The sequence below is a fragment of the Winslowiella toletana genome (assembly GCF_017875465.1).
Lineage (GTDB): Bacteria > Pseudomonadota > Gammaproteobacteria > Enterobacterales > Enterobacteriaceae > Erwinia > Erwinia toletana.
Genome location: NZ_JAGGMQ010000001.1, coordinates 3,735,495 through 3,757,631 on the forward strand (window position 1 = coordinate 3,735,495; position 22,137 = coordinate 3,757,631).

The window sequence follows — 22,137 nt, forward strand, 5'->3', positions numbered from 1 at the left end:
ACAACAGCATGAAACAAGGACCACTTGAGCTCGAAGAGCTGGAATGGCTGGAAGATGTACTGATGAAGTACGGCAACGACAATGCGATGCTGGACGTTTCGGAGCTGGACGGCTTCCTGACTGCTATCGTTTCTGGCCCGAACAAGCTGGAGCCGGGCGAGTGGCTGGTGGCGCTTTGGGGGGGGGAGAACAGTGTGCCGGAGTGGGAGTCAGAAGAGGAACTGCAGCGTTTCCTCGATCTCACCTTCCAGCATATGAACGATATCACAGAGCGACTTAATGACTATCCGGATCAGTTTGAACCGATTTTCGGCACCAGCCATCTGGATGATCAGGAATATACCATTGTGGAAGAGTGGTGCTTTGGCTATATGAAGGGCGTCGATCTCGATGACTGGTCATCCCTGCCGGAATCTCTGCAGCCTTCACTGGCAGCGATTGCCCTGCATGGTCGCGAGGAAAACTTTGCGCAAATCGATAATATGTCGCCGGAAGAGTTTCTTGGCAGCATTGAGAATATCCCACCTGCGGCGCTTAGCTTGCACGATTACTGGTTAAGCAAGCAGTCACCGCTACACTAAGCATATTGCGTTGTCGGTCACCGGGGCTGCTGTCGCCAGCAGCAGCCCCGGGATTACCTGGTGAGAATTATTTTATACAGGCAGAACACTGCTGGCGGCAGGTAATCTGCTGATAGAAATCATTCCCTTTATCATCGACAAGGATAAAAGCAGGGAAGTTTTCCACCTCGATTTTCCAAATCGCTTCCATTCCCAGTTCGGGGAAGGCAATGCACTCCAGACGCTTAATACTCTGCTGAGCCAGTACCGCCGCTGGTCCACCGATACTGCCAAGATAAAAGCCGCCATGTTTATGGCACGCATCGGTCACCTGCTGACTGCGGTTACCTTTCGCCAGCATAACCATGCTCGCGCCCTGCGACTGCAGCAAATCAACATACGAGTCCATCCGTCCTGCGGTGGTCGGGCCCAGCGAACCGGAAGCATAGCCCTCCGGCGTTTTGGCCGGTCCGGCATAATAGATCGGATGATCTTTCACGTACTGCGGCAGTGCTTCGCCGCGTTCAAGGCACTCTTTCAGTCTGGCATGGGCAATATCACGCGCCACCACGATGGTGCCGCTGAGCGAGAGGCGGGTCGCCACCGGGTAGCGGCTAAGCTGTTGCAGGATCTCAGCCATCGGGCGATTGAGGTCAACGTTTACCGTTTCGCCTTCACCCGCTTCACGTAAGGCCTGCGGGATATACTGACCAGGATTATGTTCCAGCTTCTCCAGCCAGATGCCGTCGCGGTTAATTTTGCCTTTGATATTGCGGTCGGCGGAACAGGAGACACCCATGCCGACCGGGCAGGATGCGCCGTGACGCGGCAGGCGGATCACGCGAACATCATGCACAAAGTATTTGCCGCCAAATTGCGCGCCCAGACCAAAGTTCTGCGCGGCCTCCAGCAGTTCCTGCTCCAGCGCCAGATCGCGGAATGCCTGACCATGCTCATTACCCTGATGCGGAAGCTCATCATAGTAGTGCGTGGAGGCCAGTTTAACGGTCTTCAGCGTCGCTTCTGCGGAGGTGCCGCCAATCACAAACGCCACATGGTAGGGCGGGCAGGCGGCGGTGCCGAGGCTGCGCATCTTGTCGATCAGATACTCTTTTAGTTTACCCGGACTGAGCAGCGCTTTGGTTTCCTGATACAGATAGGTTTTATTCGCTGAACCGCCGCCTTTCGCCATGCAGAGGAACTTATACTCCGCGCCATCCACGCTGTAGAGGTCAATTTGCGCCGGCAGATTGGTGCCGGTGTTTACTTCGTTATACATATCCAGCGCGGCGTTCTGCGAATAGCGCAGGTTGTTGTCGATATAGGTGTTATACACCCCACGCGACAACGCCTCTTCATCGCCGCCACCGGTCCAGACGCGCTGGCCTTTTTTGCCGACGATAATGGCGGTGCCGGTATCCTGGCAGGTTGGCAGAATGCCTTTGGCGGCAATTTCTGAATTTCTGAGGAATTGCAGCGCCACATATTTATCATTTTCACTGGCTTGCGGGTCATCAAGAATCGCCGCGACTTGCTGCTGGTGGGCAGGACGCAACATAAATGCGGCATCGTGAAAGGCCTGTTGCGCCAGCAGAGTCAGAGCCTGGGGATCAACGCTCAGCACCTCCTGACCGGCAAACTCGGAGACAGAAACATAGTCGCGGCTGATTAGCCGGTACTCGGTCTCATCCGCCGCCAGCGGAAAAGGCGCCTGATAATGGAAAGGTTTATTCGACATTTTTTTCTCACTTAATAAGCAATAAATTCAAATCTTCCAGCCATTTATTGAGCGGGCATCTGCCCGCCCCGTCGGTTATCCGAACATCATGGTCATCCACGGGTAACCGATAGCGATTAGCGCGGCAAGGAAGATGGCGCCGAAAATGCTGCCCAGCCGCCAGTAATCGGCGGTCGGCAGATAACCACTGCCGTAATAAATCGGACTTGGGCCGGTACCATAAGGTGTAATAATGCCCATCACGCCCTGCGAAGTCACCAGCATCAGACAGAACACCATCATATTCATGCCCGGAATGGTGGCGGCGATAGTCAGCATCGCCGGCAGCAGCGCGGTGGTATGGGCGGTGGTGCTGGCGAACAGATAGTGCAGCAGGTAATAGGCCAGTAACAGAATGATGGTTGCTTCGCCCGGGGAGATGCCGCTCATCAGCACGCCGCCCTCTTTACCCAGCCAGCTGATAAATCCGGTTGAAGAGAGACCATCCGCCAGCGCCACCAGGGTGGCGAACCAGACAAAGGTATTCCATGCCGGTTTATTACTGGTGATGTCATTCCATTCCAGCACGCCGGTCCACAGCATCAGGGTGATCACCAGCACCGCCGCGAGGGCTGGCTCAATCCAGCTGGCGGCGAAAATCCACATTATCAGCGCACAGCAGACAAACAGCAGCAGCAGAATTTCATTGCGTGACAGCTTGCCCAGTTTCTCCAGTTCCTGCTGCGCCCAGCGCGGCACCTCGTCGTTAACTTTAACCTGCGGTGGGTAGAACCAGTAAGCCAGCAGCGGCATGGTCAGCAGCAGCAGTGCGCCAACCGGCAGGAAGGCGATAAACCAGCTGCCCCACGCAATATTGATGCCGACGGTGCTTTTTACCAGCGCCAGCGCCAGCAGGTTGGGCGCCAGTGCGGAGAGAAACAGCGAGCTGTTGATACAGGTTGCGGTAATCGCCACCCACATCAGATAGGAGCCGATCTTACGGGCGCTGGGATCATTGGGTTTGGAGCCATACAGCGGCGGCAGGTTGGCAATAATCGGATAGATAGTGCCGCCACTGCGCGCGGTATTGGAGGGGGTAAAAGGCGCCAGCAGCAGATCGGCCAAGGTAATGGCGTAGCCCAGCGTCAGACTGCGGCGACCGAGGTATTTCACCAGGATCAGCGCCAGGCGGCGGCCAAAGCGGGTTTTATCATAGCCGGCGGCAAACATAAATGCGCCGAAAATCAGCCAGACCGTTGAGTTACCAAAACCGCTTACCGCCCATTTAAACGACTGGCTGGCGAGTTTGAAATTTGGCGCCGCCATCTGCTCCGGACTGAACAACAGCCACTGGCCGCCGAGGGCGATAATCACCACGGCGGTAAGGCCAATTACCGCGCCGGGTAAAGGTTCGATAATCAGGCCGACAATCACCCCAACAAAAATGGCGAAGAAATGCCATGCATAGGGCTCCAGTCCGGCAGGCACCGGCACCAGCAATAATATAATGGCGACCAGCGCGGGCAATAACATCGGGATCAGTTTTTTTATTTTCCCACTGGCAGAATGACCTGCTGGTGTTAACGGGGTGGATAAGGGAACGTTTGTCATATTTCAATCGTCTTTAAGAGTTAATAATTTTTTAGCGTGCAGAAATACAGATTGCTTTCTTTAGTTAATTAACTTTTTAAAGTTAATTAATGGTGGCGGCGACACTGATCTCTGCACCATTATCCGGTTCTGATTTGCTGAGGCGTTATTAACGCTGTTGATATATTTATATGATGCGACTTCCATATTAATTGCTGTTGATCCTGATCAAGAAAATATCCTGACAGGCAGCTTTTTAAAGAAATGCTTCTGCGTCGGCGGGCAGCAGTATCAGGGCATTCCAGGCAGTCAGGCCCTGCTGGCAACCGGCGGTGGACTGCGCGGCAGAACAGGGTAAATCTGTTTTTTGATTTTAATCATTAAATAAGCGAAAAAGCGCGGTGAGTGGCAAAACTATAATTAGTTAATTAACTAATGTTACTCCTCTGACCAGATAAAAAATATTATATTGGCATTATGACATCGGCCAATAACGACAATTAATAAAACCATAAGCCGATAACAAATTTAAAGTATATGCAACATTCTAAATTATGGAGAGGCTTATTATGAGCATCAGCGATCGGATATTAATGCCGTTTACTTTACCTAATGGGGTAGAGCTTAAAAACCGCCTGCTAATGGCGCCAATGACTACCTGTACCGGCATTAATAATGGGATGGTAAGTGCTGAACTGGTGGAATATTACCGGGTACGTGCCGGCAGTATTGGTACGGTTATTGTTGAGTGCTGTTTTATCGACAATAAAGGGCTGGCGTTTCCGGGAGCCATCGGTATTGACGATGACGATAAAATTGCCGGTCTGGCACAGATCGCCCGTGCGATTAAAAGTCAGGGATCGAAAGCGATTCTGCAGATCTACCATGGCGGCCGGATGGTGGAGCCGGAGCTGATCGGTGGTCGTTCGCCGGTGGCGCCAAGTGCGATCGCCGCGCCGCGCGAAGGTGCGGCTAAACCGCTGGCGCTGACCGCTGAACAGGTGGAGTACACCATCAGCCAGTTCGGCGACGGCGTGCGCCGCGCCATCGCCGCAGGCTTTGATGGTGTGGAGATCCATGGCGCTAACACTTACCTGATTCAGCAGTTTTATTCACCACACTCCAATCAGCGCAGTGACCGCTGGGGCGGCAGCCGCGATAAACGTACCCGCTTCCCGCTGGCGGTACTGGATATTACCCACCGTATGGCGCGTGAGTATGCGGACGACGCTTTTATTATCGGTTATCGCTTCTCACCGGAAGAGCTGGAAGAACCGGGCATCCGTTTTGACGATACGATGTATCTGCTGGAAAAACTGGCGGATCGCGGCCTGCATTATCTGCACTTCTCCATGGGCTATTTCCTGCGTCCGTCGATTGTTGATACCGGCGACAGCCGTCCACTGATTGAGAAATATATCGCCATGCGTTCCGTGAAGCTGGCGCAGGTGCCGGTTATGGGCGTTGGCGGCGTGGTAAATAAAAGCGATACCGATTTAGCCCTCGAACATGGCTATGATCTGGTGGCGGTTGGCAAAGCCTGTATTGCTTATCCGGACTGGACCGATCGAATCGCCAGCCAGCAGATCCTTGAGCTGTTTATTGACAGCACCCAACGCGAAGCGCTGACCATCCCGGAACCGCTGTGGCGCTTCTCGCTGGTCGACGCGATGATCCGCGATATGAGTCTGTCCGCGAAGAAATTTAAACCCGGTGTGTTCCGGCAAAAAGTGCAGGATGCAGATACTCAGCTGATGATTAACGTCAGCCTTGAGACCGACCGCATTACCGATATTACGCTGGAGCCGGACGCCAGCGCCGATGTCGCCTTTGTCACCAGTTTTGACACGATCCGCAGCCGCATTCTGGACGCTAACAGCCCGCATGTTGATGCGGTAAGCGGCGCAACCACCCAGAGCGAAGCGGTAAAAAAAGCCGTAGCGAAAGCGCTGGCGATATCCTGCAAGGCGCAGATTGTGGCAGAGGGCGGAAACCCGACAGAAGCGCAACGTTATGATGTGGTGGTGATCGGCAGCGGCGGCGCAGGTCTGGCGGCGGCGATTCAGGCCAGCGATGACGGCGCCAGCGTGCTGATTATTGAGAAGATGCCAACCATTGGCGGTAACACGATTAAAGCCTCAGTGGGGATGAATGCGGCGGAAACCCGTTTCCAGAAACTGAAAGGAATTGTCGACAGTAAAGCGCAGTTCTATCAGGAAACCCTGAAAGGCGGTAACTTCAAAAATAATACCCAATTGCTGAATCGATTCGTCCAGCAGGCGCCGCAGGCGGTAGAGTGGCTGGCAGAGCGCGGAATTGAGCTGAACGATATTACCATCACTGGCGGCATGAGCATCGACCGCACCCATCGCCCGGCGGATGGCTCAGCGGTGGGTGGCTTCCTGATCAGCGGTCTGGTGAAAAATATCAATAAACGCAGTATCGATCTGATGCTTGATACTTCTGTCAGTGAAATCCTGTATACCGATGGCGCGGTAAGTGGTGTGCGGGTAATCAACGACGATCAGGAACAGCAGACTATTATCAGCAAAAGCGTCATTGTCGCCAGCGGGGGATTCAGCGCCAACAGCGCGATGGTGGTGAAATACCGTCCGGAGCTGGCGGGATTTGTTACCACTAATCATCAGGGCGCTACCGGTGGCGGCATTGCCCTGCTGGAAGCGATTGGCGCCGCCACGGTGGATATGGGTGAAATCCAGATCCATCCAACGGTAGAACAGCAAACCTCCTACCTGATTTCTGAATCCATTCGTGGCGGCGGCGCAATTCTGGTCAATCAGCAGGGCGAACGTTTCTTTAATGAGATGGAAACGCGCGATAAAGTGTCGGCGGCGATTATCGGTCTGGCGGAAAAATACGCATATATCGTGTTTGATGAGCAGGTAAGGCTGAAAAACAAGGCGGCGGATGAGTATCTGGCGCGTGGGTTTGTGGTCAGCGCGGATTCAGCAGCGGGCCTGGCCGGTGAACTGAATATTGATGCCGCTACCCTGCAACAGACGCTGGCGCGCTACAATGGTTTTGTTGCCGACCAGTGCGACACCGATTTTGGCCGCAAAACAGCGCTGCGCCAGCCGATCAGCCAGGGGCCGTTTTACGCCATTCGCATTGCCCCGGGTGTACACCATACGATGGGCGGCGTAGTGACCAATGAAGATAGTGCGGTGCTCGATGCGCAAAATCAGCTGATCCCGGGAGCCTTTGCCGCCGGTGAAGTGGTCGGCGGACTGCATGGCAGTAACCGTATTGGCGGTAATGCGGTTGCTGATATTATTATTTTTGGTATTCAGGCAGGCAGCCACGCGGCAAAATACGCCCGGCGCTAAGCGCACCGGCAGGGCCGGTAACCACGACCATTAAGGAGTATCACTATGCCAGCGGAACAACGCATCTGTAGTTACTCTGCAGTATTAATGGGATCGCCGATTCTGCTTAAGCTGTTTAACCACGATGAAGCGCTGGCTAAACAGGTATTTGGCCGCATTAAGCGGCTGGAAGATCTGCTGACCGTTAACCGGGGCGACTCGGAAGTGATGGCCATCAATCATGCAGCCGGCAGCCATGCGGTGGTGGTCAGCCGCCCGGTATTCAGTCTGATTAAACGCGCCCGGGCGGTAAGTCTGCTGCCGGGCAGTTGTTTTAATTTCACTATCGGTCCGCTGGTTAAGCGCTGGAAAATCGGTTTCCACGGCGATACGGTGCCACCCGCCAGCGAGCTGCAGGCGTTGCTGGCGCTGACCGATCCACGCCATGTGATTCTGGATGAGCAGAACTGTTCGGTATTACTGGAAAAGGCCGCGATGGAGATCGATCTCGGTGCAATTGCCAAGGGCTATATTGCCGATGTGATTAAGCATTATCTGCAACAGCAGCAGGTCGATCGGGCGCTGATTAATCTCGGCGGCAATGTGCATACGCTGGGGGCGGGCTGGTCTGTGGGATTAAAAAAACCGTTTGGCGACCCGCAGGAGCTGATCGGCGTGATAGAGGTTGCCGATAAGTCGGTGGTCACTTCCGGCATTTATGAGCGCTATTTCGCGCATAATGGGCGCTGTTATCACCATATTCTCGATCCGCAAACCGGTTATCCGCTTGATAACGAGCTGCTCAGCGTAACGATAATTTCCGACGACTCGCTGGATGGCGATATCTACACCACGCTGGTTTACGGTATGGGCGTCAGCGCAGGGCTGGCTTTTCTGGCAGCGACTCCGCAGATTGAGGCGATTCTGGTGACCAGAGCGAAGGAGGTGATCCTCTCTTCGCAACGGCAGTTCAGCTTTACCTTACTGGATAACGACTATCAGCTGCGGTAAACCGCTTACTGGCAATACTGCTTTAATAACTCATGCTGTTCAGCCTGCAGGCGATAGAGATAGACCGGGCGACCGGTGACGCCATAGTGGATGCTGGTAAACAGAATATTGATTTGCGCCAGATAGATTAGATATTTGCGGCAGGAGACGCGGGAAATATTTACCGCCGTCGCCAGCTGATCGGTCGAGAACTCACTGTCGGGATGGCTGTCGATCCACTGGCAGATGGTGCGCAATGTCTGCACGGTTAATCCTTTCGGCAACCGCTTGCTGTCGGCGACAATCGGGTGATTACCATGAATCAGCTGGTCGACATCCGATTGTTCGTAATACTGATGGCTGTCCATCATGCTTTTTTTCTTGCTCCAGCCGGTCAGCGCCTCTTCAAAGCGCGGGAACTGGAAGGGTTTGATCAGATAATCCACCACCCCATACTGCAATGATTTCTTAATGGTGATGGCGTCCGCCGCAGAAGAGATCACAATCACATCAATTGCTTTGCCAGCATTGCGCAGCTCCGGCAGTAAATCCAGTCCGTTATCCCCCTGCATATACACATCCAGCAGGATCAGATCGATCGGCGCCGGGGGATTTAACACCATATTTTTCGCCTGCTGCAGGGTTGAGGCGGTGCCGCAGCAGGTAAATCCGGGGATCTGGCCAATATAGCAACGGTTAAGCTCCGCAACCATGGCGTCATCATCCACCACTAAAACATTAATCATCTGCGCATCCTCTCACCATCCCAGGGCAGCTGGACTAAAAATTGGGTATACACCCCAGGTTCGGACTCTACCATAATAGTGCCGCCGAGGCTTTCAACTTGCTGTTTCGCGAGGAATAGTCCGACGCCGCGATCCTCGCCTTTCGATGAGAAGCCTTTGGCGAAAATGGCCTCAATATGTTCTGGCTGTATACCGGGACCGTCGTCACTGACTTCACAGGTGAGCCAGTTCTGCTGGTAATGCAGTAACACATTGACTTCACCTTCAGGCTGCTGGTGCATGGCGTCCAGCGCGTTCTCAATCAGATTGCCCAGCACGGTAATCAGCGCGGTGGTCTGCTGCTCATTTTCATTATCCGGCACCTGACTCTCCTCGCTGAGGGTCAGGACGTGACCACTATCGCCAGCGCGGTTAATCTTGCCCAGTAAAAATCCGGCAATCACCGGCGATTTGATTTTCAGCAACAGCGAACCAATTTCCGTCTGATAATTATTGGCGCTTTTCAGAATGTAATCTTCCAGCTGCATATAGCTCTTCATATGCAACAAGCCGAGAATGACATGCAGCTTGTTCATAAACTCATGAGAGCGAACGCGCAAGGCGTCAGCATAATTTACCATGCCGCTCAGGCGTTGCATCAGCTGGTGGATCTCGGTCTTATCGCGGAAGGTGCAGATTGCGCCAATAATCACCTCGTTGCTGCGTACCGGTACGGTATTACTCAGCAGCATGCGCCCTTTAAAATTGATCTCTTCATCACGGCGCGCGACGCCGGTGCGCAACACTTCGCGCAGATTGGTCAGCATCGGCAATGACTGGGCCGCATTGCCGATAACCATATTTTCCAGGCTGCCGCTTTCGCGGAACATCTGGCGCGCCGCCTGATTGATCAGCGTCACATGCGCCTGATCGTCAACGGCAATCACCCCTTCCTTAATCGATTGCAGCATCGCCTGGCGTTGTTCAAACAGCCGGGAAATCTCATAGGGCTCATAGCCAAACATAATCCGTTTTAACATTTTCACCAGGCACCAGATGCCCAGTGAACCGAACAGCGTGCCAAACAGTACCGTCCATAAAATGTTCCAGCGGTTTTCATTCACCAGGCTGGCGACGCTGGTCAGTGGAATACCGATCGCCACCACGCCGATTTGCCGGTGCTGTGGGCCGTAGACCGGGGTAAATACGCGCAGTGCCTCGGCCAGTACGCCACGATTAACTGAAGAATTTTCCTTGCCGAGCAGAGCAATATTAATATCGTCGCCGATAAAATGGTGACCAATAACATCCGGATTAGGATGTGAATAGCGGATGCCATCCATATTGGTCACCACCACAAACAGCAGGTCATTGCGGGTTTGCACCGCACTGGCCAGCGGCTGGATCTGGTCGCTGTCGTTATTCAGCATCGCCTGCTGCAATGCCGGAGAGGCTGCCAGCGTCCTGGCTACCGCGAAGGCTTTATCCTCCTGACCCTGACGTACGATGTCGCTGATCTGAAAGAAGTAGAGCAGATGGACCACCAGTAGCAGTGAGGCGAGCACAACGCTCACCATCAGGGTGATGGAGGTACTGAGTTTAATCGGCTGCTTGCGCACCGCGCGTGATTGCTGCATATCGCTCATTGAGTTCCCGGCGAGATAAATCCAGAACCATCATTATCCCTGATGAATCGGATGCCGAGAAGCGACAACCGGATAAATAAACCGCGGAGTGATGACCAGCATCAGAGATATGGCTATTTTGTCGCCGCTCTGTGTCAGATTGCCTGTATCTGCACTTTAACTTCATAGCCCAGCAGATACAGAGCCTGCTCTAAGGTCTCTACTTTAGAAGCATAACCGACATCCAGTAGCCGGTCGGTCTGCGCACTGTTCAGATTGAGCTTTCTGGCTAAATCCGCCTTGCGCGTACCGCTGGCGATCATCGCACCATGCAGCGCGGCTTTCAGGCAGGTCAGCACCGGCAGATGCAGCACAATTTCATCGTCGGTTGCTGCTGAGGGCTGCGGCAGTGGCAGGCGGTCGGCAATGCTGTCGCCGATAGCGGCGGTTAAGCTCTCTTGCGCCGCCAGCTCGATATCATCTTCGGTTAATGCTACGGAGTGGAGATTTTCAAAATCGCGAAAGCTGATAACATATTCGTCGTTTTCTTCGTCAAAGCTAACGCGCGCCGGATAGTTGTACATACATAACCTTAATTGCCGCAGTGGGAAGGAGAGGTGAGTATGGTAGCAGGATGCCGGCACAGTGACCTGATAAACCGTACCCGAGGGAGATGTGGTAATGAAAAATGCGTTAAGAGCGCCGCTGGTCTGGGGCATTGTCTGTTTTCTGCTGCTGTATCGCACGTTGCCTGCCGATATGATTATGTCCTGGCAGATATCGCAGCAATATAATGTCCCGTTATCGAGCCTGCTATTAAATGGCTTAACTCAGTTGTTACCCGCGCTGACGCCGCTGGCCTGCTTTGTATGGCTGGTGCGGCATCTTTCCACTGGCCTCTGGCTGGCGCTGATTGCGCCGGTGGTGGCATGGTTTGCCATCCAGCTTATTATCGCGGCAGTTTTCTATTTTGTGGCAGTGAAGAGCGGTAATATCCCGCCGTATGCGGAAGGATTTGTGACGGCGCTGCGCCGGATGCTGAATCTCCACTGGGCATCCGCGATGGTGGTTAGCGTGCTGACCATTATGGCCTGTAGCTATGCCTGCTGGCGCGAAACCCGCTGGGGTTAAGCCAAAAAAAGGCCAGCATCAGCTGGCCTTGTTAACGTGATAACAGGTTACGGCAGAGCGTAAGCAATTACATAATCACCACGATCCGGTGACTGACGTCCGCCGCCCGCTGAAATCAGGATGTACTGCTTACCATCTTTCGGTGACACATAGCTCATTGGTCCACCCTGACTGCCAACCGGCAGACGCGCTTTCCACACTTCCTTACCGGTGGACGCATCAAAGGCGCGCAGGTAGTAGTCCTGGGTGCCGGCGATAAACACCAGGCCACCCTGAGTCGCCAGCGTACCGCCCAGCGTTGGCATGCCGATTGGCATTTTCACGCCCATCTTAATACCAAACGGACCGGTATCCTGCACTGTACCGACCGGCACCTGCCAGACGATTTTCTGGGTTTTCATATCAATTGCCGAAAGCGTACCAAACGGCGGTTTCTGACATGGAATGCCCACAGCGGACAGGAAGCGGTTTTTATTCACTTCATACGGCGTACCTTTCAGCGGCACCGCGCCCATACCGGCGTTAACCGCTTCACCACCATCACTGGCCTTCGCTTTTTTGGTATCCGCGAGGATCATCTGTACCCACAGACCCAGACGCATATCATTAACGAAGATGTAGTGGTTATTCGGATCGGTCGACATGCTGCCCCAGTTCATCCCCCCCAGCGATCCCGGGAAGCTCAGGGAGCGGTCAGTACCTGGCGCAGTAAACAGGCCGTCGTTACGCATGGATTTAAAGTCGATACGGCAGGCCAGCTGGTCAAACGGCGTGGCGCCCCACATATCAGACTCTGTCAGCGTCTGGTTGCCGATTGACGGCATGCCAGTGGAGAAGGGCTGAGTTTTAGAGTACTGCTCGTTCGGGATGCCCGCAGTTTTAACCGCGCGCTCTTCGACTTTGGTCAGTGGCTTACCGGTCAGGCGATCAAGCACAAAGATCATGCCGGTTTTGCCGCCAATCACCACCGCCGGTTTGCTGGTGCCATCTTTCTGCGGGAAGTCGATCAGGCTCGGCTGCATCGGCAAGTCAAAGTCCCACAGATCGTTGTGCACGGTCTGATAAACCCACTTCTCTTTACCGCTGGTGGCGTCGAGCGCCAGTACGGATGCGCCATATTTATGATCGAGCTGAGTACGATTCGCGCCCCACAGGTCAACCGACGAGCTGCCCATCGGAATAAACACGGTGTTCATTTTCGGGTCATAGGACATCGGCGCCCAGGAGTTTGGCGTGCTGCGGGCAAACTCTTTGCCCGGCATCAGCACCGCATTCGGATCCGCATTGCCCGGGTCGAATGCCCAGCGCATCTGGCCGGTGATCACATCAAAACCACGCAGTACGCCACCAGGCATATCGGTCTGTACGTTATCAGCGACACGACCACCCACCACCACCGTGGTTCCCGCCAGCGTCGGCGCGCTGGTCAGCTGATATTTCGGATCCTGCGCATCACCCAGACCGGCTTTCAGATCAACGGTGCCTTTGTCGCCAAAGCTTTCACAGAACTCACCGTTATCCGCGTTGATCGCAATCAGACGCGCATCAATGGTGTTCATCAGAATCCGGCGCTGACAGGTATCACCTGCTGGCAGGTTCACTGGCGTGACCGGGGTGGATCCCGGGACATCAGGCTGCGTCAGCGGCTTGCTGGCGTCAAAATACGCCAGACCACGGCAGCGGTTCCAGACCTGAGTCTGGGCGTTGACTTCACGTTTCCACAGCTGTTTACCGCTGTCGGCGGCTACCGCAATCACATTGTTATGCGGGGTACAGAGGAACAGGGTGTTGCCAACCTGCAGTGGCGTCTGCTGATCTTCAGCACCGCTACCGGTCGGGCTAAGCGGGGTATCGCCGGTATGGAAAGTCCAGGCGACTTTTAAATCTTTTACGTTGTCGCGGGTAATTTGATCGAGTGCGACAAAGCGGCTGCCTTCCGGCGTATTACCGTAGTTATCCCAGTCTTTCTGCGCTTTGCTTTTATCAACCGGCACCAGCGGCAGCTGCTGGCCATTAAATGCCACGGTTGGATGCGGCAGGAACATCTGCACAAAGGCGACGATCATCCCGACCGCAAACAGGGCCGCCAGCGTGTAAGCGGGTTTAGCCAGTGAGGACTTACCTTCACGCTTACGCAGCGCAGGCCAGATGAGGAATGCCAGCAGCAGCAGACCTGCCGGTACCATCAGGCGCGATACCAGCGGCCAGAAATCCCAGCCCGCATCAAATAACGCCCAGATTAAGGTGCCGACAAAGGTAACAATAAACAGCACTACCGCCGATGATTTGCGACGGAAAAACTGAATCGCAGACAGCAGGGTAACGACACCGGCAATCAGGAAGTACCAGCTGCCGCCCAGGGCGACCAGCTTGCCGCCACCGATAACAAAGAACAGTCCGACTGCCAGCAGTATCACGCCGAGCAGTACTGACCAGATGCTCAATCCTTTTCCGGGACGAGCGGAATTTTCTGCCATAACACAAACTCTCCTATAAAAAATAATCGTTCCCGGCCACAAATTCATACCTTGCTGCCACAGAAAAACACCATGCCTGCGGCTGGAAACTGTTTTGTAATGGCTTTTTTGCGTGCTGATAACGCAGAACAAAGCCTGGTCTGCGATTCGTGTAACCCTGAGAAAACCTCCCCGCCACACGGCGGCAGGATTGTACCATTTGATTCATAAAAAAAGAACGCCGATAACGTAGTGCTTACCGGGCGGTAGCATTTTTGCTACAATTCAATTACTTATTGTATGGATTAGTGGTTTTTAATTTTTTACCCGGGTGGGCTGGCAAAAGGGGATCAGAATTTCAGCGAGAGAAAGCTTTTTTTATCTCAGTAGTTAAGCCGCTGAATCTTTTTTATGCAAACTGCTGAGGAAGATAATTTCTGACCCGTGTCCGGCGCAATCACACCGGAAACGGGTTATTGAGGTTAATGACAATTTAGCGGACTGCGGGCAGGGCGATATTTTGCTGTAGCGTAAACAGATCGTTCTCCGCCGTCATCTCTGCGCGGGCAGTCTGGAAGCGCGTGACTGACTGTTGCAGGTTAGCCACCTGCAATTGTAGCGAGCTGGCGGAGGTGGCAACTTCAGAGACCAGCGTGGCATTCTGCTGCGTGACGGTGTCCATCTGATTAATGGCGATATTAATCTGCGAAATGCCACGACTCTGTTCACCGGAAGCCAGCATCACTTCATCCATAATATCCACCACCTTTTTCACATCGGATAACACTTCATTCATGGTATTGCCCGCCACTTCCACCAGTCCGGCGCCTTGCTCAATACGGCCAAGTGAATCATTAATCATGGTGCCGATCTCTTTTGCCGCTGTGGCGCTACGCTGGGCAAGGGTTCTGACTTCTGACGCCACTACCGCAAATCCACGGCCGTACTGACCGGCGCGTGCTGATTCGACTGCCGCATTCAGTGCCAGCAGGTTGGTCTGAAATGCGATGCCATCAATAACGCCGACGATGTCAGAGATCTTCGCGGAACTCTGCTTAATTGAGCGCATGGTATCAATCACTTCGGATACCACGTTGCCGCCGCGCGTCGCGGAGTCAGAAGCCTTTAGCGCCAGATCGTTGGCTTTACGCGTATTGTCCTCGTTGTTAATCACTGTTGCCATAATCTGCTCCATGCTTGACGCGGTTTCATCCAGCGAAGCAGCCTGCTGTTCGGTACGGGCAGAGAGATCGATATTACCGGTGGCAATCTCTTCCACACCGCTGCTAATCGCATCCGTACCGTGACGCACCACCAGCACCATATTCTCCAGACCATCACGCATACGCTGAACCGCAGCAAACAGCTGGGCCATTTCATTTTTACCGTTAATATCGATTCTGGCGCGCAGATCGCCCTCGGCAATACGGTCAAATACGGCAATCGCCTGATTCATTGGTTTCACAATCAGTCTGGTCATGCCCATCCAGGCCAGAGCCGCCAGCAGCAGTGCGCAGGCTAGCGCGCAGTAAAGAATAAACGCCATCCGTTCCACCCGGTTATTGGAATCGTCCCAGGCTTCATCAATACCTTGCAGTTTAAAGGCCACCAGCGCTTTGGACGATTTATCAAACGCGGCATACAACTTCGTGGACTGTCCGGCCCGCTGACGATACTCATCGAGATTGCCCGCCGCCAGCGCCGTCAGCGCAGGCTGAATAAACTCTTTCATCAGCGTGCCACGTCGGGCGGCCATTTCGCCGGAAATCACTTCTTCCTCTGCTGACTGCGGATACTTCAGATATTCCTGCCATTTTGCGTTGGCGCCATCGATCTTGCCTTTAGCGCGTTCAAGCGCGATAGCGCCCGCGGCGGCATCGCCTTTCCCCATTAATGATTCATACAGACGTAAATCCAGACGGGCACGCAGCAATAACTCAGAGCTGTCATTCAGCGCCACCAGCCCTGGCAATACTTCATTATCGACGCGGGCAAAGGATTTATTGCCCGACTGCACGGCGACGAGTCCAAGTACGCCGACAAAAAGTAATAATGCCGCCAGTGAAAAAACCATCATGCTAAGTGCGGTACGGATCTTAATCTTACGAAACATAGCTTATTCCCTGTTGCCGGTTAATAAAGAAAAGTGAGTGCTGACTCTCCATCTGGAGCCATACGGCGGAGCGTGTTTATAAAATTATTTAAAACAGTATAGAAAAGGTGTTACCCGGCAAAAAACGCATTTTTGCCGGGTAAATAATGATCAATGGTGTGCGGTTATTCAGACTTCGCTAAAAACGTTTTTAACTTATCCTGATAAAATTTCGCCGACATCATGGTGCCATGTCCGCTGGTTTCTTTACTGGCAGGAATAAGCAGCAGTTCAGCCTGCTTTATTTTATCGAGTTCGCCAGCCAGAATGCCGGTTTCTACCGGGTTACGCTCATCATCTTCTGAATTAATGATCAGCATCGGGGCTTTAATTCTGTTTAATTCCGTCAGCGCATTATAATTCGCTGAAGATCCCCAGATATAAATAAAGTCATTGGCGTCGCTGGTGACAGGGGCGGCCAGCCGTTCATCGATCAGTTTATCGGCCATTGCACGGGTAGGAGCTTTATGCTGATACGCGAGGGTGCCGCCGGTGGTGGCAATGCTGAACATAATGCTGGCGCTCTTCAGTACCGGTGGTTGCTGGCTATAATTTCCCTGATTCCATGCCGGATCGTTTTTAATCGACTCAATCAGCATCCGGCGCATCATCCAGTTACGGCCTGATAATTCATCAGGTTGTGATGCCATTGGCACCAGCGCATCCATCATCTGCGGATATTTCTCACCCCACAGCCAGGTCTGCATGCCTCCCATCGAATATCCCATCACCAGCCGCAGATGGTTGATGCCTAAGCCCTCTTTTAACAGGCGATATTGCGCCAGTACCATATCGTTATAGTCATATTGCGGGAACTTCATGCGTAAGCCATCGGAGGGCCGGGATGATTGTCCCGAGCCAATGCTTTCCGGCATAATAATAAAATATTTACTGCTGTCCAGCGCCTGACCCGGGCCAAATAATTCGCCGCCAAAATTGTTCGCCAGCAGCGCTTTAATCGGCTGGTTGGTGCCATGTAGTAATAAAATAGCCGGCTTACTGCGATCCCCTAAGGTATAATAGTGGATCTTGAGATTTTTGAGTTTTTCACCGTTATTAAAACTAAACTCAGGGGCAATCCAGTTACCTTCCTGCGGCGCAGGGATTTTAGTTTGCGCATGGGTAAAGGGTGATGCGATTAACAGAATACAACCTGCCAGACCTGATAATATAGAATTAGCCATAAAAACTCGTTGGTCATCGTGAGTATTGGAACGCCGATGTTAATGTTTATTAGGATAAATCCCAAACAACATTACCAAAGTTAATAATAAAAAAATATTATCTCCTGAATGTTCTGTTTATGACCGGAGATTATCCAGCAGGTTTTAAATAAGATACGATATCTCTCAGCACCTGATTTGTGCATCTGCACAGAATGCCATTCGCCGCAGAAAAAATAGCTGTAATACCGATGTAACAGACTTAAGGAAAATTTCGTTGCCGCACATATTGGCCGATTTCTGCACGGCATAAAAAAGCCCGGCAGTGTGCCGGGCGGTATAATCTGTACCATAAAAGGAACCAGCAAAGTTCCTGAGGCTAAGATAGACGGCTTCTGAGGGTTCACCACAATCGTTTTTACTCGTCTTGATTCACTATTTTACTGCTTCTGTAATCCACTCCCCCGGTTGGCGAATGTTATCTGCATCGCAAAAGCGCAATAAATAAGTATGCTTATGATTTAGCGTGATATTGATCACAACATGTGCGGCCTCTTAAATATATAAAACCACAATCCAATAAAAATGAAACAGTGGTTCATTTAAATAAGGGGCGATACGCCATGTTAAAAAACAGGCTACCTTTGGGCGAAGGACGCAGGGTCAACCTGGGCCATCAGCTGGCTTATGGTGGGGGCAACTTGCTGGGCAGTGGCGCTCTGGCGATTGCCGGCGCGTGGTTACTCTATTTTTATACCACCTTCTGCGGTCTGACGCTGCTGGAGGCTTCGTTTATCTTCTCCGTCGCCAGCGTTATCGATGCCATCAGTAATCCGTTAATGGGGTATTTAACCGATAATTTTGGCAACACCTGGTTAGGTAAACGCTTTGGCCGTCGGCGTTTCTTTTTACTTATCGGCGCGCCATTAATGATGTTCTACCCGTTACTGTGGGTGGAAGGATTTGGCTTCTGGTATTACCTCTGCACTTACGTCATTTTCGAACTGATCTATACCTCAGTGATGGTGCCCTATGAAACCCTGGCTACCGAAATGACCGATGATTTCGCCGTGCGTTCGAAGCTGACCGGCTATAAAGCGATCTTCGGCAAAATGGCTAACTTTCTGGCGGCGATTATTCCCGGGCAATTTATCCTGCTGTACGGTAAAGAGTCGGCGCAGCCATTTCTGTATACCGGCATCACTTACGGCCTGATTCTGTTTATCGCCATCGGCATGCTTTACTGGTTCTCATGGGAGCGTAAAGATGTTGGCATCCGTGCTGTCAGACAGAAAAAATCGTTATGGCAAACGCTGGTGGCGCTGGTGCGCGATATGCAATCCACCTTCTATTTACGCGTGTTCCGCAAGCATCTGGGGATGTATCTGTTTGGCTTTGGCGCTGAATGGTTATTCGCTTCCGTATTTACTTACTATGTGATTTTTGTGCTGCAATACGATCCGGCAATTCTTGCCGGGCTAAACAGCCTGAATGCGATCTTACAGCTCTGTTCTACGGCGATCTTTATCGCTATCTGCGTTAAACGCGGCTTCAGCAAGCCTTATACCTGGGCGCTGTCGATCGTTATCTTCGCCGTCTGCTGCTATTCCCTGCTGCACTTTCTGCATCTGCCGCCAGCTATCGCTACCGTGGCGATTATTGGCGTCACGGTGGTGTTTGGTTTAGGGACTGGCGGCGTTTACTACATTCCGTGGACGGTCTATACCTTCCTTGCCGATGTTGACGAGGTATTTACCGGCCGCCGTCGCGAAGGCATTTATGCCGGTGCCATGACCTTCTCCGGAAAAATTGTCCGTTCGGTGATTGTGTTTGTGATGGGGGCGATTCTTAGCTATTACGGCTTCCAGTCGAAATCCCATGTACAGCCGGAAAGCGCAATTAATGCCATCTCATGGGTATTCTTTGCCGGGGTGATTGTGCTGGCGCTGACCGCAATTATCTTTAGCCGCCAGATGACCCTGAACCGCAAAACTCACTTTATCGTCCTCGAGGAAGTGGCACGCATCAAAGCCGGTGGTGAACTAAGCGCGATCAAACCAGAAGCGCGGGCGGTAATTGAAGAGCTGGTCGGTTTCCCTTACGAGCAGTGCTGGGGCAACAGCGATATCGCCCGCAAAATGAATGTCAGCGATGGCGCCCTGCCTCCTGCGGTTGCGCAGCAGCTGCCACAACGTTAAGCGTGGACGTTTACGATTTGATGTTTTTATGTTGTGGTTTTATTAAAAATAAAACAGTGTTTTAATTTTATTGTATGACTGAGCGTTTAGCGCTAGAATCCGCACAGGCTGGAGGCGAATGCGGTTTCCCCGGCGGGAAAGCGCACCACGCTGAGCGATTGTTTGCTGATTTTCATCCGGGCGAATGCCGCCCCATGCGCTAAGGAAAATATGATGATTCTCGAGAGTTTTTCATTGCAGGGTAAAGTTGCCATCGTGACCGGTTGCGACACCGGTTTAGGACAGGGTATGGCGGTGGGTCTGGCGCAAGCGGGCTGCGACATCGTCGGCATTAATGTGGTGGAGCCGGAAGAGACTGCGGCGCAAGTGACCGCGCTGGGCCGACGTTTTTTAAGTCTGAAAGCCGATTTGAGCCAACTGGAAGCGGTGCCTGCGCTGCTGGAGCGCGCGCTGGCGGAGTTTGGTCATATCGATATTCTGGTGAATAACGCCGGAATTATCCGTCGTCAGGACGCGCTGGAGTTTAGCGAAAAAGACTGGGATGACGTAATGAACCTGAATATTAAAACCGTGTTCTTTATGTCGCAGGCGGTGGCCCGTCAGTTTATCAGCCAGGGGCAGGGCGGCAAGATTATCAATATCGCCTCCATGCTGTCGTTCCAGGGCGGGATCCGGGTGCCTTCTTATACGGCATCCAAAAGCGCTGTAATGGGCGTAACCCGTCTGCTGGCCAACGAATGGGCGCAGTACGGTATTAATGTGAATGCCATTGCGCCGGGCTATATGGCGACCAACAATACGCAGCAGCTGCGTGCTGACCCGGCGCGTCATGACGCGATAGTTGAGCGTATTCCTGCCGGACGCTGGGGTTTACCACAGGATCTGATGGGACCGGCGGTGTTTCTCGCCTCCCCGGCATCGGATTACGTTAATGGCTACACCCTTGCGGTTGATGGCGGCTGGCTGGCGCGTTAATGTGTTCGGGCGGCGTCAGCGCCGCCCGTGCGGTTAATTGCCATAACCCCATAAATAACGCTATGTTACCCCCCAGATAACAACGGTTGCCGGGGGTGACGTGGAAAGAGTGGATTGCGATCGGATGTTTGTGGCGGTTATCGAGACTGGCAGCTTTACCCGCGCCGCACAACGTCTGGGCACCAGTCATGGCCAGGCTTCAAAACTGATTTCACGCCTTGAGCAGCTACTGGGTGTGCAGCTGTTCCGGCGTAGCACCCGTTCGCTGACCGCCACCGATGTCGGCACTGCCTACTATGAGCGGATCCGTATTCTGCTAAAAGAGTATGATGCGCTGGATGATTCCGTACGCAATTCTTCGGCATCGCCTGCTGGCCGGGTGCGAATTTCCGCGCCGGTGACCTTTGGTTCAACTCAGCTTACGCCGCATCTGATTCAGTTTGCCCGCCAGTATGCCGGCATTGAGCTGGATGTCAGCTTTGCCGACCGCATGGTCAATGTGGTTGATGAAGGTTTTGACCTGGCGCTGCGTATTGGCCAGCTGGCTGACAGTAGCCTGATGGCGCGTAAACTCTGCGATATCCGCATTATTCTGGTGGCTTCCCCCGATTACCTTGCACGTCGCGGCACACCGCAGCACTGGCAACAGTTATCTGACCATGACTGTATTATCGATACCAATTTTCGCGATCCCTTTCACTGGCCATTCTGCGGCGCGCAGCAGCAGATGCAGGAGCAGGCGGTTAACGGGCGGCTGAAGTTCTCCAATGCCGAGGTCTGTCTGCAGGCCGCCTGCGCCGGGCTGGGGATTGCCCGTCTGCCCGCGTTTGTCGCCGGTGAGGCGCTGCGTAACCAGCAGATCGTTCCGCTGCTGGCTGCCTGCGAAGTGCCGCCGCTTGGCCTGTTTGCGCTCTACCCACCGGCCAAATATCTGGCGCATAAATCGCGTACGGTGATCGACTTTCTGGTTGAAGCCTTTGCTGGTGATCCGGAGTGGGAACAGGGTTGGTAATTTATTCCATTATGGAAATAAATATCCTCTTTTAGCGGGGATAATCATCGCTATGGAAACAGAGTACCTTTCCTCTTATTAACTTACTGAGAGGAAAATACCATGTCTGACAATCGTACGACTCCTTATGCTGCTCTGATTATGCGCCTGGCGCTCGGCGTGCTGTTTCTGGCGCACTTTGGCCTGAAGTTTTTCGTCTTTACGCCTGCGGGCACCGCGAAATTTTTCGCCTCGCTCGGCCTTCCCGGTGGACTGGCGTATATCACCATGGCGGTTGAACTGCTGGGGGCGATTGCCCTGATCCTCGGGATCTATACACGTATTGTGGCGATTGTGCTGATCCCGATTTTACTCGGCGCTATTTTTACCGTGCATGGCCCGGCTGGCTTCTTCTTTACCAATACCAACGGTGGCTGGGAGTTCCCGGCGTTCTGGATTATTGGTCTGGTGGTGCTGGCGCTGACCGGCGACGGTAAATACGCCCTGAAACCCACGCCAGTTAAAGGCTAAACGGAGG

Annotated in this window: 16 protein-coding genes; 8 read left to right on the forward strand and 8 right to left on the reverse strand. The window is 53.1% G+C overall.

Annotated features, from left to right (window positions below; genetic code table 11):
* Positions 1-8: 8 nt before the first annotated feature.
* Positions 9-581 (forward strand): UPF0149 family protein, encoded by a 573-nt coding sequence (locus J2125_RS17460; RefSeq protein WP_017799342.1) that lies wholly within the window; start codon positions 9-11, stop codon positions 579-581.
* Between the two features lie 67 nt (positions 582-648).
* Here the strand turns inward: J2125_RS17460 and fumA are convergent, their stop codons facing one another.
* Both fumA and J2125_RS17470 read right to left on the reverse strand, forming a co-directional pair.
* Positions 649-2,298 (reverse strand): class I fumarate hydratase FumA, encoded by a 1,650-nt coding sequence (gene fumA / locus J2125_RS17465; RefSeq protein ID WP_017799341.1) that lies wholly within the window; start codon positions 2,296-2,298, stop codon positions 649-651.
* 75 nt (positions 2,299-2,373) lie between these two features.
* Positions 2,374-3,888 carry a DASS family sodium-coupled anion symporter gene (locus J2125_RS17470; protein WP_071590483.1) on the reverse strand — a complete coding sequence of 505 codons (1,515 nt, stop codon included), beginning with the start codon at positions 3,886-3,888 and terminating at the stop codon, positions 2,374-2,376.
* 548 nt (positions 3,889-4,436) lie between these two features.
* Here J2125_RS17470 and J2125_RS17475 point away from each other — a divergent pair.
* On the forward strand, positions 4,437-7,214 hold the full coding sequence (locus tag J2125_RS17475; protein ID WP_017799338.1) for a flavocytochrome c: 2,778 nt from the start codon (positions 4,437-4,439) through the stop codon (positions 7,212-7,214).
* Positions 7,215-7,259: 45 nt separating this feature from the next.
* Positions 7,260-8,204: an FAD:protein FMN transferase gene (locus J2125_RS17480; protein WP_017799337.1), complete on the forward strand. Its 945-nt coding sequence runs from the start codon at positions 7,260-7,262 to the stop codon at positions 8,202-8,204.
* 5 nt (positions 8,205-8,209) lie between these two features.
* On the opposite strand, the gene dcuR is transcribed toward J2125_RS17480, so the two are convergent.
* The 3 genes from dcuR to J2125_RS17495 form a co-directional block, all read right to left on the reverse strand.
* On the reverse strand, positions 8,210-8,929 hold the full coding sequence (gene dcuR / locus J2125_RS17485; protein WP_017799336.1) for a two-component system response regulator DcuR: 720 nt from the start codon (positions 8,927-8,929) through the stop codon (positions 8,210-8,212).
* Entirely contained in the window at positions 8,926-10,554 is a 1,629-nt protein-coding gene (locus J2125_RS17490) for a sensor histidine kinase (RefSeq protein ID WP_017799335.1), read from the reverse strand. The genes dcuR and J2125_RS17490 overlap by 4 nt, the downstream gene beginning before the upstream one ends.
* A gap of 134 nt (positions 10,555-10,688) precedes the next feature.
* Positions 10,689-11,117 (reverse strand): type II toxin-antitoxin system HicB family antitoxin, encoded by a 429-nt coding sequence (locus tag J2125_RS17495; protein WP_017799334.1) that lies wholly within the window; start codon positions 11,115-11,117, stop codon positions 10,689-10,691.
* Between the two features lie 97 nt (positions 11,118-11,214).
* On the opposite strand from J2125_RS17495, the gene J2125_RS17500 reads away from it, so the two are divergent.
* Positions 11,215-11,664 carry a hypothetical protein gene (locus J2125_RS17500; RefSeq protein ID WP_017799333.1) on the forward strand — a complete coding sequence of 150 codons (450 nt, stop codon included), beginning with the start codon at positions 11,215-11,217 and terminating at the stop codon, positions 11,662-11,664.
* A 47-nt stretch (positions 11,665-11,711) separates the two neighbouring features.
* Here the strand turns inward: J2125_RS17500 and J2125_RS17505 are convergent, their stop codons facing one another.
* From J2125_RS17505 to J2125_RS17515, 3 genes are all read right to left on the reverse strand, one after another.
* Positions 11,712-14,141: a glucose/quinate/shikimate family membrane-bound PQQ-dependent dehydrogenase gene (locus J2125_RS17505; RefSeq protein ID WP_026111465.1), complete on the reverse strand. Its 2,430-nt coding sequence runs from the start codon at positions 14,139-14,141 to the stop codon at positions 11,712-11,714.
* A gap of 472 nt (positions 14,142-14,613) precedes the next feature.
* On the reverse strand, positions 14,614-16,233 hold the full coding sequence (locus tag J2125_RS17510; RefSeq protein WP_017799331.1) for a methyl-accepting chemotaxis protein: 1,620 nt from the start codon (positions 16,231-16,233) through the stop codon (positions 14,614-14,616).
* A 164-nt stretch (positions 16,234-16,397) separates the two neighbouring features.
* Entirely contained in the window at positions 16,398-17,456 is a 1,059-nt protein-coding gene (locus J2125_RS17515) for an alpha/beta fold hydrolase (RefSeq protein WP_017799330.1), read from the reverse strand.
* A gap of 602 nt (positions 17,457-18,058) precedes the next feature.
* On the opposite strand from J2125_RS17515, the gene J2125_RS17520 reads away from it, so the two are divergent.
* The 4 genes from J2125_RS17520 to J2125_RS17535 all read left to right on the forward strand — a co-directional run bounded on the left by J2125_RS17520 (position 18,059) and on the right by J2125_RS17535 (position 22,130).
* A complete protein-coding gene (locus tag J2125_RS17520; RefSeq protein WP_017799328.1) occupies positions 18,059-19,633 on the forward strand; it encodes an MFS transporter in 1,575 nt (524 codons plus the stop codon).
* A gap of 213 nt (positions 19,634-19,846) precedes the next feature.
* On the forward strand, positions 19,847-20,608 hold the full coding sequence (gene kduD, locus J2125_RS17525; RefSeq protein ID WP_017799327.1) for a 2-dehydro-3-deoxy-D-gluconate 5-dehydrogenase KduD: 762 nt from the start codon (positions 19,847-19,849) through the stop codon (positions 20,606-20,608).
* A gap of 100 nt (positions 20,609-20,708) precedes the next feature.
* Positions 20,709-21,620, forward strand: a complete 912-nt coding sequence (locus tag J2125_RS17530) for a LysR family transcriptional regulator (RefSeq protein ID WP_026111463.1) — start codon at positions 20,709-20,711, stop codon at positions 21,618-21,620.
* Positions 21,621-21,722: 102 nt separating this feature from the next.
* A complete protein-coding gene (locus J2125_RS17535) occupies positions 21,723-22,130 on the forward strand; it encodes a DoxX family protein (RefSeq protein WP_017799325.1) in 408 nt (135 codons plus the stop codon).
* Positions 22,131-22,137: the final 7 nt, after the last annotated feature.

Coding starts and splice junctions, on each gene's coding strand:
- J2125_RS17460 (WP_017799342.1), top strand. CDS start 9: ATGAAACAAGGACCACTTGAGCTCGAAGAGCTGGAATGGCTGGAAGAT.
- fumA (WP_017799341.1), bottom strand. CDS start 2,298: ATGTCGAATAAACCTTTCCATTATCAGGCGCCTTTTCCGCTGGCGGCG.
- J2125_RS17470 (WP_071590483.1), bottom strand. CDS start 3,888: ATGACAAACGTTCCCTTATCCACCCCGTTAACACCAGCAGGTCATTCT.
- J2125_RS17475 (WP_017799338.1), top strand. CDS start 4,437: ATGAGCATCAGCGATCGGATATTAATGCCGTTTACTTTACCTAATGGG.
- J2125_RS17480 (WP_017799337.1), top strand. CDS start 7,260: ATGCCAGCGGAACAACGCATCTGTAGTTACTCTGCAGTATTAATGGGA.
- dcuR (WP_017799336.1), bottom strand. CDS start 8,929: ATGATTAATGTTTTAGTGGTGGATGATGACGCCATGGTTGCGGAGCTT.
- J2125_RS17490 (WP_017799335.1), bottom strand. CDS start 10,554: ATGAGCGATATGCAGCAATCACGCGCGGTGCGCAAGCAGCCGATTAAA.
- J2125_RS17495 (WP_017799334.1), bottom strand. CDS start 11,117: ATGTACAACTATCCGGCGCGCGTTAGCTTTGACGAAGAAAACGACGAA.
- J2125_RS17500 (WP_017799333.1), top strand. CDS start 11,215: ATGAAAAATGCGTTAAGAGCGCCGCTGGTCTGGGGCATTGTCTGTTTT.
- J2125_RS17505 (WP_026111465.1), bottom strand. CDS start 14,141: ATGGCAGAAAATTCCGCTCGTCCCGGAAAAGGATTGAGCATCTGGTCA.
- J2125_RS17510 (WP_017799331.1), bottom strand. CDS start 16,233: ATGTTTCGTAAGATTAAGATCCGTACCGCACTTAGCATGATGGTTTTT.
- J2125_RS17515 (WP_017799330.1), bottom strand. CDS start 17,456: ATGGCTAATTCTATATTATCAGGTCTGGCAGGTTGTATTCTGTTAATC.
- J2125_RS17520 (WP_017799328.1), top strand. CDS start 18,059: ATGTTAAAAAACAGGCTACCTTTGGGCGAAGGACGCAGGGTCAACCTG.
- kduD (WP_017799327.1), top strand. CDS start 19,847: ATGATTCTCGAGAGTTTTTCATTGCAGGGTAAAGTTGCCATCGTGACC.
- J2125_RS17535 (WP_017799325.1), top strand. CDS start 21,723: ATGTCTGACAATCGTACGACTCCTTATGCTGCTCTGATTATGCGCCTG.